The organism is Xanthomonas sp. LMG 8993, from assembly GCF_009835065.2.
In the GTDB taxonomy this organism is placed as follows: Bacteria; Pseudomonadota; Gammaproteobacteria; order Xanthomonadales; family Xanthomonadaceae; genus Xanthomonas; species Xanthomonas arboricola.
Window position 1 is genome coordinate 278,005 of sequence record NZ_QVIF02000006.1, and the last position, 14,212, is coordinate 292,216.

The 14,212-nt window shown below is 66.1% G+C and carries 13 protein-coding genes; all 13 read right to left on the reverse strand.

Translation table 11 applies throughout. The features are described 5' to 3' along the window. Position 1: 1 nt before the first annotated feature. The 13 genes from rpoN to flgG all read right to left on the reverse strand — a co-directional run bounded on the left by rpoN (position 2) and on the right by flgG (position 13,788). The gene (gene rpoN / locus DYQ94_RS13475) at positions 2 to 1,402 is read right to left on the reverse strand and encodes an RNA polymerase factor sigma-54 (RefSeq protein WP_054591182.1); all 1,401 of its coding nucleotides are present in this window, start codon (positions 1,400 to 1,402) and stop codon (positions 2 to 4) included. A gap of 220 nt (positions 1,403 to 1,622) precedes the next feature. Further along, positions 1,623 to 2,255 carry a response regulator transcription factor gene (locus DYQ94_RS13480; RefSeq protein ID WP_003482986.1) on the reverse strand — a complete coding sequence of 211 codons (633 nt, stop codon included), beginning with the start codon at positions 2,253 to 2,255 and terminating at the stop codon, positions 1,623 to 1,625. A gap of 70 nt (positions 2,256 to 2,325) precedes the next feature. After that, a complete protein-coding gene (locus tag DYQ94_RS13485) occupies positions 2,326 to 2,892 on the reverse strand; it encodes a PilZ domain-containing protein (RefSeq protein ID WP_126966705.1) in 567 nt (188 codons plus the stop codon). Beyond that, complete coding sequence (locus tag DYQ94_RS13490) at positions 2,892 to 3,185, reverse strand: hypothetical protein (protein ID WP_126966748.1); 294 nt, start codon at positions 3,183 to 3,185, stop codon at positions 2,892 to 2,894. Before DYQ94_RS13490 ends, DYQ94_RS13485 begins: the two co-directional genes overlap by 1 nt. Positions 3,186 to 3,193: 8 nt before the next feature. After that, positions 3,194 to 3,607: a flagellar export chaperone FliS gene (gene fliS, locus DYQ94_RS13495; protein ID WP_024939606.1), complete on the reverse strand. Its 414-nt coding sequence runs from the start codon at positions 3,605 to 3,607 to the stop codon at positions 3,194 to 3,196. A gap of 150 nt (positions 3,608 to 3,757) precedes the next feature. Then, positions 3,758 to 5,083, reverse strand: a complete 1,326-nt coding sequence (gene fliD / locus DYQ94_RS13500) for a flagellar filament capping protein FliD (RefSeq protein ID WP_126966706.1) — start codon at positions 5,081 to 5,083, stop codon at positions 3,758 to 3,760. Positions 5,084 to 5,354: 271 nt separating this feature from the next. Continuing rightward, positions 5,355 to 6,554, reverse strand: coding sequence for a flagellin (locus tag DYQ94_RS13505; RefSeq protein WP_024939608.1), 1,200 nt, complete (start codon positions 6,552 to 6,554; stop codon positions 5,355 to 5,357). A gap of 317 nt (positions 6,555 to 6,871) precedes the next feature. Further along, on the reverse strand, positions 6,872 to 8,077 hold the full coding sequence (gene flgL, locus DYQ94_RS13510; RefSeq protein WP_160955241.1) for a flagellar hook-associated protein FlgL: 1,206 nt from the start codon (positions 8,075 to 8,077) through the stop codon (positions 6,872 to 6,874). Next, positions 8,077 to 9,951 (reverse strand): flagellar hook-associated protein FlgK, encoded by a 1,875-nt coding sequence (gene flgK, locus DYQ94_RS13515; RefSeq protein WP_160955242.1) that lies wholly within the window; start codon positions 9,949 to 9,951, stop codon positions 8,077 to 8,079. The genes flgL and flgK overlap by 1 nt, the downstream gene beginning before the upstream one ends. An 11-nt stretch (positions 9,952 to 9,962) precedes the next feature. Continuing rightward, positions 9,963 to 11,141, reverse strand: a complete 1,179-nt coding sequence (gene flgJ / locus DYQ94_RS13520) for a flagellar assembly peptidoglycan hydrolase FlgJ (protein WP_054591177.1) — start codon at positions 11,139 to 11,141, stop codon at positions 9,963 to 9,965. A 1-nt stretch (position 11,142) separates the two neighbouring features. Next, complete coding sequence (locus tag DYQ94_RS13525; protein ID WP_039521506.1) at positions 11,143 to 12,261, reverse strand: flagellar basal body P-ring protein FlgI; 1,119 nt, start codon at positions 12,259 to 12,261, stop codon at positions 11,143 to 11,145. Positions 12,262 to 12,271: 10 nt separating this feature from the next. Continuing rightward, on the reverse strand, positions 12,272 to 12,964 hold the full coding sequence (flgH, locus tag DYQ94_RS13530; protein WP_016901722.1) for a flagellar basal body L-ring protein FlgH: 693 nt from the start codon (positions 12,962 to 12,964) through the stop codon (positions 12,272 to 12,274). A 38-nt stretch (positions 12,965 to 13,002) separates the two neighbouring features. Next, positions 13,003 to 13,788, reverse strand: coding sequence for a flagellar basal-body rod protein FlgG (gene flgG / locus DYQ94_RS13535; RefSeq protein WP_016901723.1), 786 nt, complete (start codon positions 13,786 to 13,788; stop codon positions 13,003 to 13,005). Positions 13,789 to 14,212: the final 424 nt, after the last annotated feature.

Genomic DNA, 14,212 nt, shown 5'->3' on the forward strand with positions numbered 1-14,212 from the left:
CTTATCCTGCCCGGGCAAGCAGCGGTTTGTTGGTGCGGCGGCGCTCGCGTGCCGGGGCGATGTCGAGTTGTTCGCGGTACTTGGCCACAGTGCGACGGGCAATATTAACGCCCTGGCGCGACAACAGCCCGGCGATGGCTTCGTCGGCCAGCGGCCGCCCGGCCGGCTCGCTTTCGATCAGTCGCCGCACCATCGCCTTGACCGCCTGGCCGGAGACGCTGGCGCCTTCCAGGCGCACCGCAAAGAAGTGCTTGAGCTCGAAGGTGCCGCGCGGGGTCTGGATGTATTTGCCGGTGGTAATGCGCGAAATCGTCGACTCGTGCATGCCGATCTCATCGGCGATTTCCTTCAGCGTCAGCGGTGCCATCGCTTCTTCGCCGCGCACCAGAAAGGCGGCCTGGCGTTCGACGATGGCGCGGGTGGCGCGCAGCAGGGTCTCGTAGCGCATCGACAGGCCGCGGGTCAGCCAGCGCGCTTCCTGCAGCATGTCACGCAGCGGCTGGGCGGCATCGCCGGCCTCGGCCAGTGCGCGCTCATGCACGGGGTTGATGCTCACCCGATGCGTGGTGGCCGGGTTCAATGCCACCCGCCAGCTGCCGTCGGCATGCCAGGCGAGCACGTCCGGAATCACGTTGGCGTTGCTTTCCTGCGACAGGTCATCGCCGGGGCGCGGCTGCAGCGACAGGATCAGCCGTACCGCTTCGCGCACATCGTCCAGCTCGGCATCGTGTGCGCGCGCCAGCACCGGATAGTCGTGGCTGGCCAGCAGGTCCAGGTCGCCGGCAAGGATGCGCGCGGCCAGATGGCGCGCCGGCACGCGGCCGGGCAGGGCGCCCAGCTGGGCCTGCAGGCACTCGCGCAGGTCGCAGGCGGCCAGGCCGGCCGGGTCGCCGTGCAGCAGGCGCTGACGGACCGCTTCCACTGCCTGCACGGTCATACCAAGACGGGTGGCACCGAGCTGCTGCAGCGTCGCCAGGGCCTCGCTCAGATAGCCGGCGTCGTCGGTCTGCTCCAGCCAGAACGCGGCGGCCCCCAATGCGGCCTCGTCCAGGTCCAGCGCCAGATCGCGCAGGATGCGCACGTGCGGGTCGGTGGATTCGCCGGCTGCCACGCGCTGCATGCGGTCGTCGTCGTCGCCGTTCCAGCTGCTGCTCTGCACGTCCCACATCGTGCTTTCCGGCAGTTCGTCGAAGGCGGCGACATCGGACGCGCCATCGTCGCTGGTCGCGACAGCGTCGCTGTCGGCCAGTTCTTCCAGTTCCAGCAGCGGGTTGGTTTCCAGCGCGCGACGGATTTCCAGTTCCAACTGCATGCCGTCCAATTGCAACAGACGGATCGACTGCAGCAACTGCGGGGTCAGGTGCAGTTGCTGGCCAAGCTGGGCGGAAATGGTCGTCTTCATCGAAGCGCTTCCGGAAGGCGCCGCACGTGGCAGCGATGGAACGCATCTTGCAGGACAAGGCGACGGGTTTCTAATCAGGGAATCGCGTGAGGCAATTCGTGATTTTCCTGACAGCGCGTGGGGAATTCCCTGACGTTCAATACGGACTCAAGCGTGCCCGCCGGAATCCCGTCACTGTTTTCGTCGCTGGCGGCCATTTTCGGTCGGCGCAGCGGTTTGCTCAGACCAGTTCGTTGTGATGCTTGGCGGCCAGCAACACCAGGTCGTTGGCACGCCGGCAACCGAGCGATTCCATCATGCGCGCGCGATGGGTCTCCACCGTCTTGACGCTGATGCCGAGGTCGGCAGCGATTTCCTTGTTGCTCTGGCCGCGGCCGATCTCGCGCAGGATCTCGCGCTGGCGCGGCGACAAGGCAGCGATACCGACCGGTTTTTCCCGACCCAGCATCGGCGCGATCATCTTGGACGAAATCTGCGGGCTCAGGAACACCTGGCCGGCCGCCGCTGCACGCAAGGCCAATTCCAGCTCGAGCGGGGCCGCATCCTTGACCACGAAGCCCACCGCGCCGCGATCGAGCGCGTCGCGCACGTGCACCGGGTCGTCGTGCATCGACATCATCACCACATGCGTGCGCGGCGCGGCGCGCAACACATCGGTCATGGCATCCAGGCCGCTGCGGCCAGGCAGGGACAGATCCATCAACACCAGATCAGGCCGGTGCAGGGATGTCATGTCCAGGGCTTGCTGTGCGTTGCTGGCCTCACCCACGACATCGATGCCGGCGAAGGTTTGCAGCAGCCTGGACAGGCCGGCACGGACAAGGGTGTGATCGTCGACGATGATGACTCGCACGGCGCAGAAGAGACCTTTTTTCAGTAAAGGGCACCTTAGCCGACCCGGCGCCCCGCGCCAACAGGCGCTATCAGCGCTGGCGGCGGGCGTCGGCGATCTGACGGCGATGCAGACGGAACAGATGACGTTCCAGCGCCTCCTGCAAGCCTGGGGAAAGCGGCGCAAACCGCAGCCATAGCCAGTGATCGTGGCCATCGCTTGCGCTTGCCAGGACCTCGGCAGGAAGCTGTACCAGTTCAGGAAGCCAGTCGGAGGGTTGCAGGCAAACGCTGCCCAGGGTGCCCGGCGGGTGGCTGCTTGCGCAGCTCAGGCGGATTCCGCGCACCGACCAGTGCACGTTCGCGTGGATCAGTCCGGTGTCGCCCTGTTGCACCAGGCGGCCGATCAGGGCCAGCATCAGGTCGAGCTTGGCGTCCATGCGCTGCACCAGCAGGGGCAGCTCGCCACGGTCTTCGCTGCTGTCTTCGCTGCGCAGGTCTTCCACCTGGCCCAGGCTGCGCAGCAGGGTTTCTGCAGCGCTGTGCGAGCCGGCGTCGCTGCCGGCACGGAAGCCGGCCGGCAGGCGCACTTCGCAGCTGAGCGTGTCGGCGAACAGCGCGGCATCGGCCGATGGCGCGGGTGTGCCGAACGCGGACATCAGATCCGTCCGACCCGTGCGTAGGCGCGGCTGGCCGTAGAGGACGTGCGCTGCGCGCGGATCAGATCCAGCAGCTTGCGTCGACGCTCGAGCATCATCCGCATCAGGTCCTGCTGCATCGCCTGCAACGTCTGCAACGCGTCGCGGTCCTGACTCAGGTCCGCCTGCTGCGCGTACTCGCGCAGGTGCAGATCGTGGGCATCCAGCATGAACGGCATCACCTCGAATTCCTCCTGCGCCATGGCCAGGCGGATGTCGGCAATTTCGGCTTGAAGGCTCTGCGCGCTATGCATGGTATGACTCACGAAGCGGCGGAAAGGCCGCGTTGGTCCAGGGGGATGGAATTCCACGCCGAATCGATTTCGCTGAGCAGATCCAGCGCTTCGGTCAACGCGGTTTCGTCGTTGTGCAGGTTGGCGGCAGTCAGCCGCTGCATCACGTAGTCGTAGAGCGCCGACAGGTTACCAGCGATCTCGCCACCGGCTTCGTGATCGAGCGATCCGTTCAAGTGGCCGACGATCGCGCAGGCTTCGCCGATGGCCTTGCCCTTGCGCGCCTGGTCGCCCTGCGCCAGGCAGGCCTGGGCCAGACGGATGCGCTGGCAGGCGCCGGCGAACAGCAGCGACACCAGCTTGTGCGGGTCGGCTTCGGTCACGCTGGTGGACACGCCGACCTTGCGGTATTGCTCGGCATACTGACGATTGGAACCGTACATGGATGACTCCTCAATGGGCTGACCTTCGTTGGTCCCGGAGCGCTGCGCTCCTGCGACGACGCTCCTGCCGGAAGGCAAGGCCGAAATCACGATAGGCCCTTCTTGTATCGGCAAGACCATTGCGGGACTTGAGGATCCTCATCACGGAAATCAGCTCGTCAGCAGGCTGCTGAGCGAACTGGTGCTGCTCTGCAACTTGCTGATCATGGTTTCCATCGCGGTGAACTGCGCGGTGTAGCGATCGCTGAGCTTGGTCATGCGCGCGTCGAGGTCATCCAGGTCATCCTCGTAGCCCTTGATCTGCTTGTTCAAGCTGTCCGAACGCAGGGTCAGGGTGCCGTTGTTGGCATTGACGTTGCTGTCGAGCAGCTTGGTCATGGCCGAGCCGAACTTGCTGTCCTTGCCGAGCACCTCGGCGGCGGCACCGCCGTCGGCGGCGATGGCGGTGTCGAACTTGCCGCCATCGAAGCTCATCACCCCATCCTTGTCGATGGTCAGGCCGAGCGACTTGAGTTCGGTGAGGTTGCCGCTGACCTGGCCGCGCAACTGCTGCTGCAGGCCACGCACCAGCGAGTCGCCGGTCAACGCCGCGGCGGTCTTGGTGGTGGGGTCGTAGGCGCTGCTCTTGGCCAGCAGGGTGTTGGCGGTGTTGTAGGCGGCCGCGTACGCGGTCAGATTGGCCTTGAGGCCGCTAGTGTCGGCCGCAACGCCCAACGTGACCTTGGTGCCTTCGGCGGCCTTGGTGAGGTTGAGCACCACGCCCGGCACGATATCGGTGACGGTGTTGGAACTGGAGGTGCGTTCGAAGCCGTCCACGCGCACCAGCGCATCGGTCGCGGCCACGGACTGGGTCAGGCCGCCGCTGACGCCGGGGCCATAGGTGAGGCTGCTCAGGCTGGGGTCGCTGGCGCTGACGGTCAGCGCGCCCTTGGTACCGGTGTCGACCGCGTTGAACACCAGGTGCTGGCCATCGTTGGCGGTCACCACGCTGGCGGTGACGCCCTTGCCACCGGCCGCCTTGTTGATGGCGGCGGCGATGTCGGTGAGCTTGTCGGTGCCGCTGATGTCCACGGTGATTTTTTTCTCGCCATACCCGATCGTCAGCGTGCCGCTGCCGACAGTGGCATCGGCGACGAACGCGCCGGAGGCGAGCTTTTGCGCGCTGGCCAGCGAGACCACTTCCACCGAATAGTTGCCCGGCGCGGCCGAGCTGGTGGTGGTGGCGGTGAAGCCGGCATCGGTCGGCACCGTCGCCTTGTAGGCGTTGGTGTCGGCGCTGCTGATGACCTTGTCCAGCGCAGACTTGAGCGTGGTCATGCTGCTCTTGATCTGGCTGATCGCCGACAGCTGCGTGGTCGCGGCGGTCCCGGCCTTGTTGATGCGCGCCTGCTCCGGGTCTTTCTGCCGGGAAACCAGGGTGGACACCACAGTTGGGATGTCCAGACCGGAGCCGGAAGTGCTGATCACCGATGCCATGTTGCATTCCTCGTCTGGGCGTCCAAGCAAGGATGGACGCATGGGATTACGAGACGGGTATCGGCCGCATCCGTCAGGACTTTAGCGGCAGCGACCCCGTTTCGCTCACGAGTTTGGGTAGTGCAATTTCCATGCCGGCGGGATGCGTCAAAAAACCCGCGCCAGCAAACCGTGCTGCGCATTCGCCCTCAAATCTCGGGCGAAGCAATCTGCGGCCACAAAAAAAGCCCCTCCGAAGAGGGGCTCTTGAGTTGGTGCGAAGCGCTGCCGATTACTGCAGCAGGCTCAGCACGTTCTGCGGAACCGACTTGGCCTGGGCCAGCATCGCGGTACCGGCCTGCTGCAGGATCTGCGTGCGGGTCAGCTCGGCGGTTTCCTTGGCGTAGTCGGTGTCGCGGATACGGCTACGCGAGGCCGACAGGTTTTCCGAGGTTGCGCTCAGGTTGGCGATGGTGGAGGTGAAGCGGTTCTGCACCGCACCCATGTCGGCGCGCGAGGAGTTGACCGCGGTCAGCGCCTTGTCGACGATTTCCAGGGCCTTCTGTGCGCCGGAGAACGTGGAGATGTCCAGGGTGCTCAGGGTCGAGGCGGTGGAGCCGGAAGCGGCCGAGGCGGTGGTGATGCCGGCGCCGACGGTGATGCCTGCGGCGCTGGAAGTACCGGCGGTCAGCGAGGTGAAGTCCTGGCCAGCCTTCAGCGATTCGATCTGCACCGTACCGTCGGTCTTGATCGAGGCGTACATGCCGGTCTGGTCGAGCTTGTCGTTGATCGCCGCAGCCACCTTCTTGTTGACGTCGGCAGCGCTCTCGCCGACGCCGATCTTGACGTCCGCGATGGTGACGCTCTTGGCTGCACCGCTGGCGTCCTTGAACGACAGGCTCATGCCGCTGATCGAGCCCGATGCGGTGGAGGTGCCGGTCACGCCAGCGCCGGAAACGGCGGCAGCGAAGTTGGCCTTGCCCAGCGAATCGACGTTGGCGTCGACGATGCTGTTGATGCCGATGGTCTGGCCGGCGTCGGCGCCGACCTGGAACAGCGCGCCGGAGAAGTCGCCGTTCAGCAGCTTGGTGCCGTTGAAGTTGGTCTGGTTGGCGACGCGGTCGATTTCGGCGGTGAGCTGCTTGACTTCGGAGTTCAGCGCGTCACGGTCGGTCGGCGAGTTGGTGGCGTTGGACGACTGCACCGACAGCTCGCGGATACGCTGCAGGTTGCTGCCGATTTCGACCATCGCGCCTTCGGCGGTCTGGGCCAGCGAGATACCGTCGTTGGCGTTGCGCGAGGCAACGTCCAGGCCGCGGATCTGCGTGGTGAAGCGCTCGGAGATCGCCAGACCTGCGGCGTCGTCCTTGGCGCTGTTGATGCGCAGACCCGAGGACAGACGCTGGATGCTCGTCGACATGCTCGCGCTGCTGGTGTTGAGGTTCCGCTGAGCGTTCAGCGACATTACGTTGGTGTTGATTACCTGTGCCATTTTGATTTCTCCTAAGCGATTTTTCCGGCAAGGGGGACTTGCCCGGAGCCTCCGCAGGGGGGCCATCAAGTTGGCCGTTGCCGCTGCTGAGATGAATAACGGCGTTGCGTCGGGAACCTTTAGCGAAATCCAGTGTTTTTTTACTGTCTTTCTGCTGCGGGACGAAATACGGAAGCGTTGTGTATCAAGGGGTTTGGTTTATTCGGCAGCACCCCGTAGATCTTTAGCGTTGGTATAACTTTCGACGAATAAACTCCGTCGGCCTGCGCAAGTGCTCGCGCGCAGGAGTGCAGAAAACGCGGGTTTTCTGCTGCAAATCAGCGGATCAGGTTGAACAACGACGACGACTGCATCTGCTGAAAAATCGTTTGAGCGGCCTGCAACGAGGCCTTCTCCAGTTCGTACTGACCAAGCGCCGAGGCGTAGTCCAGATCGCGGATCGACGACAGCGTGGTCTTGAGGGTGACCTCGTTGGATTCGAGCAATGAGTTGGCGTTGTCGATCGCCGACAGCTGCGCACCGCCGGAGGCGCGCGCATCGATCATCTTCGACGAGGCCTGTGCGATGTCGCGCATCGACGACTGCAGCGTGTTGATCATCGCCGCCTTCTGCGGCTGGGTCAGCGTGTCGGAGTTGAGCGCGCCGACCAGGTCGTCGATGGTGGAGAACACGTCCTTGGTGGTGGAGGCGCCGATCTGGAAACTGTCGCCCGCCGCCGGTGCGCCGCTGATGCGCATGCGCACGCCGGCCGCGTTGATGTCCTCGCCGTCCTTGTAGGTGCCGGTACCGACCACCGTATTGGTGCTGTCGCGCACCTCGTAGGTGTCGGCGGCGGTGAACTGCACGCTATAGCTGCCGCCGTTCCAGCTGCCGGTGCTGGAGTCGCGGCTGAAGTCCAGCAGCAATCCGGTGCCGGTGTTGGCAGTGTTGGGGTGCGCATCCACGGTGCCGTCGCCGGTGCGGATACGCATGAAGATTTCGCTGCCGGGCAGGGTGTCGCTGACGAAGGTGTCCGGCGCCACTTCGACCTGTTTCTGGGTCTGGTCGCCGTTGTAGGTGACGCCGCCGCTGCTCTTGATGAACGGTGCGCTGCCATCGGCGGTGCCGCCGAACAGGTAGCGCCCGGTGCCGTCGGTGCTGTTGGCCAGGCTGACCATGCTGTCGCGCAGGGCGGTCAGTTCCGAGGCGATCGCCTTGCGGTCGTCGGGGCTGAGCGAGGAGTTGTTGGCCTGCACCGCCAATTCGGTGACGCGCGCCATTTTGTCGCCGGCCTGCGACAGGGCGTTTTCCTGCAGGCCAAGGCGGTTCTGCACGTTGTTGGCGTTCTCGCCAAAACGGGTGATCGCGGCCAGTGCGCGATCCAGGCCGACCGCAGTGCCGGCGGCGACCGGATCGTCTTTTGCGGTGACCAGGCGCTGCCCGCTGGCGAGCTGGGCCTGGATCTGGTTCAGCCGGGACTGCTTGGCCGTCATCGACGACACCGACTGGCTGTACATCATGCTGGTGGAGATACGGTCGGTCATCAGCGTACGGCACCCAGGATGGCTTGGAAGATGGTGTCGGCGGTGGAGATCATCTGTGCGGCGGCCTGGTAGGCCTGCTGCAGCTTCAGCATGTTGGCGGCTTCCTCATCGAGGTTGACGCCGGAAATCGAGTCGCGGCTGGCCTGCGCCTGGTCGTTGATGACCTTCTGCGCGTCCGAGGCATAACTGGCCGCACGCGCGGCCGAGCCGACCGAGGTGGTCAGACCCGACAGCGCGCCGTTGAGCGTGACCGTGCCGCCGCTGAGCGCCTTGGCATCGTCGAGATTGGCCAGCAACTTGGCGTTGCCGTTGTCGCTGGAGCCGGCACCGGTGGGGCCGACGCCGAAGGTGTCGCCGGCCTTGGGCGCGCCGTCCAGCGCAAAGCTCCAGCCGTTGGCGCTGATGGTCTGGCCGGCGGTGTAGGCGAACGGGCCGGTGCCGTCGATGGTGTACTGGTTGGCGTCGATGAACTCCACCGACGCCGGGGTCAGCAGCGCCGGGTTCTGCGCATTGGTGACCTTGACGTCGCTGATCTTGCCGGTGCCCAGGTTGGCGACCGTGGCGGTGGCCTTGACCGGGGTGGCTGCGGCAATCCGCGAGGGGTCGGTGATGGCCACCGACAGGGTGCCGGCCAGCCCGGCGGTGGGCTGCAGCAGGAACTTGTCGCCGTTGGCCGGCGTGCCGCCGACCACCAGGCTGACGCCGTTGAGCACCAGCGGATTGGCCGGGGCGCCGGTGCCGCTGAGCGACACCGCCGAGCCGGTGCTGGCATTGGTGGCTTTCCACGCGGTGCCGTCGAAGCTGAGCGTGACGTTCTGCCCATCCACCGCCGCCATGTTGCTGAAGCTGGCGCTCAGCGACGCGCTGCCGGTGTTGCCCGGATTGGCGGCGGTGGTGGGCGAGCCGATGTTGAAGAAATTGCCGCCCATCGCGCCATACAGGTCCATGCCTTGCGCGTGACCGGCGTTGAAGGTGCTGGCCATGCCCACGGCCAGGCGGCCGAGTTCGGCCTGGGTCGGTTCCAGCACGCTGCTGCGGAACTCCAGCAGCCCGCCGATCTGCCCGCCCAGCGAGCTGGCGCTGAGGCTGACATTCTGGCCTTGGGTCTGCATTGCCACCTGCAGCTTGCTCGGCTGATACGGGTCGGCGACGGTGGTCAGCTTGGACGAGGTGGTTCCCACCACCAGGGCCTGGCCGCCGGAGGTGAAAACGTTCATGAAGCCGCCGTCCTGCATCACCGCGGTGCCGCCGGTGTAGCCGACCAGCTTGGACACTAGCGCGTCGCGCTGGTCGAGCATGTCCGGCGAGGCGCTGTCGATGCTGTTGCCGATGGTGCCGTTGATCTTGGCGATCTGCTGGGTCAGGCGATTGACCTCGTCCACCGCGGAGGTCAGGCCGCTGTTGACCTCGTTGCTCAGGCTGTCCATCTGCCCGTTGAGCTGCTTGAAGCGCGTGGCCAGCGAGTTGCCGCTGTCGAGCATGCTCTGCCGCTCGGCGGTGGACGAGGCATTGGACGAGACCGCGCTGGTGGAGTCGAAGAAGTTCGACCACAGCCCGGCCACGTTGGTGGCGGTGTTGGAGTACAGGCTGTCGACGCGGTTGGACAGCGAGGACAGCTGCTGCAGCCGCGACAGCTCGCCGCCGCTGTCGAGCAGGCGCGAGGTGGCCAGCTGGTCGGCCACCCGGCTCACGTCGGTGATCTTGGCGCCATTGCCCACGAACGCGTAGCCCATGTCGGTGGGCGTGCGCGTTGCAAATTCCACACGTTGGCGGCTGTAGCCTTCGGTATTGATGTTGGCGACGTTATGGCTAACGGTCGACAACGCCCGTTGGAAGGCGATCAGCGCACTGGTCCCGGTGGACATGATGGACATGGGCGTTTACCTCAACGACGGATGGTGCCGAGCCCGGCAGGCTCGGCGGTGCTGGCATAGCGGTTGGACAGGTCGGCCGCCGCGTTGCCGATCGCGGCCACCGCACGGTCGATGGTCGGACCGTTGGCGATCGCCGCAATCTTGGCTGCGTAGCCTGGATCGGTGGCGTATCCAGCCTGTTGCAAGCCGCGTGCAAAACCCTTGATATCGGTGCCGGCCTGCAGCGCGGGCTGGTAACGACTGTTGTTCTTCAGCAGCCGCACGTAGTCGGCAAAACTCTCCTCGGCCGAGCCGTAGGCGCGGAAATCGGCGGTTTCGGTGGTTTTGACGCCATTGACGTATTCGTGGGTGCCGGTGGTGACCTTGTCGCCGCTCCAGCCGGTGGCCTTGATGCCGAACAGGTTGTTGGAGTTGCCGCCATTGCCGATGCCGCGCCGGCCCCAGCCGGTCTCCAGCGCGGCCTGCGCCACCAGCGCACGCGGATCCACGCCCAGTTCGCGCGCGGCCTTCTGCGCATGCGTCCAGATCTTGGCGACGAAGCCTTCCGGGGTACGCTCGCCCAGGCTGGCGGCGGCGCTGCTCGCCGCGCTCGCATTGACCGCGGCGTTGGCATCGGCGGCATCGCTGGCCGCCACATCGCTCCAGCGATCGTTGGCCGAGGGCCAGCTCAGCGCGGCCGCATCGTCGCTGCCGGCATCGCTGCTGCCGGTGCGCCCGGCGATCAGATCCAGCACTTGGCTCATGCCGATGCCGCCCAGGCCGCCTGCGCCGATGCCTGCAGCGGTGCCGGTGCTTGCGCCGACGCCGGTCGCCGCGCCATCGCGGCTCGGCAACGGCAACGAGGCGTCGCGCTTGCCGGCCACCAGCGAATAGGCCTTGGCGGCATCGGCGGTGCTCAGCGAGGTATTCAACGCCGGGCCGCCGGTGTCGCCGCTCAGCTGCTTGGAGATCATCGCCGACAGGCCCAGCCCCTTGCCGTCGGTCAGCGCCTTGGCCATCTGCTGGTCGTACATCTCGCGGAACATCTGGTTTTCGCCCGGAAACATCGGGTCGCCAGAGCTCGCATCGCGCATGCTCTTGACCAGCATCTGCGCGAACTGTCCTTCGAGCTGACGTGAGACCTTGTCGATCTTGGCGGGATCGGCCTTGGTGCTCGGGTTGAGATCAATGGGCGAGGCTGCGATACGCATGTCAGATCACCTCCAGCTCCGCCGTGAGCGCACCGGCTTGCTTGAGCGCTTCCAGGATGGCCACCAGGTCGCCGGGAGCGGCGCCCACTTCGTTGACCGCACGCACGATCTGATCGAGCGTGGTGCCGCCTTCGAACTTGAACATGCGGCTGCCTTCGGAGGTGGCCGTGATCGTCGACTGCGGGGTCACCGCGGTGCGGCCGCCACTGAAGGCGCCCGGCTGGCTGACGTTGGTGTTCTCGCTGATGGTCACGGTGAGCGAGCCATGCGCGATCGCCGCCGGCATTACCCGCACCAGCTGGCCGATCACCACCGTGCCGGTGCGTGCATTGACCACCACCTTGGCCGGGGCATCGCCCGGAGACAGTTCGACATTTTCCAGCCGCGACAGCAGGCCGATACGCGCGCCGGGGTCGGTCGGCGAGCGCACTGCCACGGTCACCCCGTCCACCGCACGCGCGGTGCCGGCGCCGAAGCTGCTGTCGATCGCCGCGACCATGCGCGAGACGGTGGTGAAGTCGTTCTGGTGCAGGTTGAGGGTGATCTCACCGCTGCCGGCAAACACGTCCGGCAATGCGCGTTCGACGGTGGCGCCGTTAGGAATGCGGCCGACGCTGGGAATGTTGACCGACACCCGCGAGCCGTCCTTGCCCTGCGCGCCGAAGCCACCGACCACCAGATTGCCCTGCGCCATTGCATAGACCTGGCCGTCGGCGCCCTTCAGCGGTGCCATCAGCAGCGAACCGCCACGCAGCGACACCGCGTTGGCGATCGAGGACACAGTGATGTCGATCGGCTGGCCGGGCTTGGCGAACGGCGGCAGTTCGGCATGGATGGCCACGGCCGCGACGTTTTTCAGCTGCGGATTGACGTTCGCCGGAACATTGACGCCCAGCTCGCCAAGCAGGTTCTTCAGGCTCTGCACGGTGAAGGGCGCCTGGCTGGTGCGGTCGCCGCTGCCGTCCAGGCCGACCACCAGGCCGTAACCGACCAGCGCGTTGCCGCGCACGCCGCCGACCTGGGCAAGATCCTTGATGCGCTCGGCCGAGGCCGGCGCGGCGATCGCGCAGACCGCCACAGCGGCAGCCAACAGACGGAAGGGCAGGGAAGACAGGTTCATGGTCGCAGGCTCAGTAGGGCGACAGACGGGAATTGAAGAAGCGGCTCAGCCAGCCCATCGCATTGGACTGCGCGATCGCGCCGCGGCCGCCGTAGGCGATGCGGGCGTCGGCCACCTTGCTCGAGGGCACGGTGTTGTCCGGGGCGATGTCGGCGGCGCGCACGATGCCTTGCACCTGCACCAGTTCGTCGCCCTGGGTCAGGCGCAGGTTCTTCTGCCCCTGGATCACCAGATTGCCGTTGGGCAGGCGCTGCATCACGGTGACCGTGACGCTGCCCTGCATGCGGTTGCTTTGCGCGGTGTTGCCCTTGCCGTCGAAGCTGCGATCGCCGCTCAACGAGTTCTGCAGCACGTTCAAGCCACCGACGGTGAGTGGCGCTCCCAGCAGCGTCGGCGCGGCCATGGTGGTCGCGTCCTTCTTGCTGATGCTGGTATTGGCGGTGGACGAGGCGGTGGTGCTTTCCACCAGGTTCACCGTCAGCAGATCGCCGACATCGCGGGCGCGGCGGTCGCCGTACAGATTCAGGCTCGGGCCGGCGGCGTAGATCGCCCCGGCGGTGGGCTGCGCCACCGGCGCGACCACCGGCACGATCGGCGCCAGTTCGGCGAACGGCCGCACATCGCCGGCCGCCACGCAGCCGCCCAGCAGCGCGCTGCAGGCAATGGCGAGGCACAGGGAGGAGAGAGAAGGCAGGCGGGACATGGCGTGGATTCCTGAGAGGGCAGCGACCGGCGGGCCGATCAGACGTTGTTGTTCAAGTAACCGAGCATCGAGTCGGTGGTGGAGATCGCCTTGGCATTCATTTCGTAGGCGCGCTGCGTTTCGATCATGCTCACCAGTTCTTCCACCGTGTTGACGTTGCTGCCTTCCAGCGCGCCCTGCACGGTGTTGCCCAGGCCGTTGAGGCCGGGGGTGCCGTTCTGCGCGGGGCCGGAGGCGGTGGTTTCGACGAACAGGTTCTCGCCCTTGGACTGCAGGCCCGAGGGGTTGATGAAGTCGGTCAGCGTCAACGCGCCGATTTCCTGCGCGGCGGCCTGGCCGGCCAGCGTCACGCTGATGGTGCCGTCGTTGCCGATGGTCAGCGACTGCGCGCCTTCGGGGATCTGGATGCCCGGCTGCAGCGGGTAGCCGCTGTTGGTGACCAGCTCGCCCTGCGCATTGATCTGGAAGGTGCCGTCGCGGGTATAGGCCGAGGTGCCGTCAGGCATCTGCACTTCGAAAAAGCCGCGGCCGTTGACCATCACGTCGAGCGCGCGGCCGGTCTGCTGCTGGCTGCCCTGGTCGAAGCCCTTGAAGGTGGAGACCACCCGCACGCCGGTACCCAGCTGCAGGCCGGTCGGCAGCTGCGTCTGCGCGGAGGTGGAACCGCCCGGCGCACGCACCTGTTGGTACAACAGGTCTTCGAACGCCGCACGATCGCGCTTGAAGCCGGTGGTATTGGTATTGGCCAGGTTGTTGGAAATGACCGACATGCGCGTCTGCTGCGCATCCAGTCCGGTTTTGGCGACCCACAAAGCCTGATTCATGACCCGATTCCTCGTTAGACCCGGGGATGTGTTCCGGGTACGGGTGGGTATATGCACGTGCCGTGCCAAACCCGCGTCGGATTTTTGCCGGCTGTGCACTGGATCACGCGCAGCGGGCGCGGCGGCCTGCGCGGGGCAGGGGTGGCGGCGGACAGGCAGCGGCGAAGCGGAAGCGGTGGACACCTGCGCGGCAGATCAGGTGCGGTAGATCGGTCGCCGGTCAGCGATGTGTTCGGCGAGGTGTGAACCCTTGGCGCTGCGTGCGGAAGGGTTCTCGGGATTTGCCGGCTGGCATTGCGACGCAGTCAACAGGCTGGTGGGTCGAGCGCGCGGTGGCCTCACCGCTCGCGGGACACGCCGTGAACCCATCCCTGGGGGCTCGGTGGCGGCATCCATGCCGCCACACGGTCCCGCAATCGGCGAG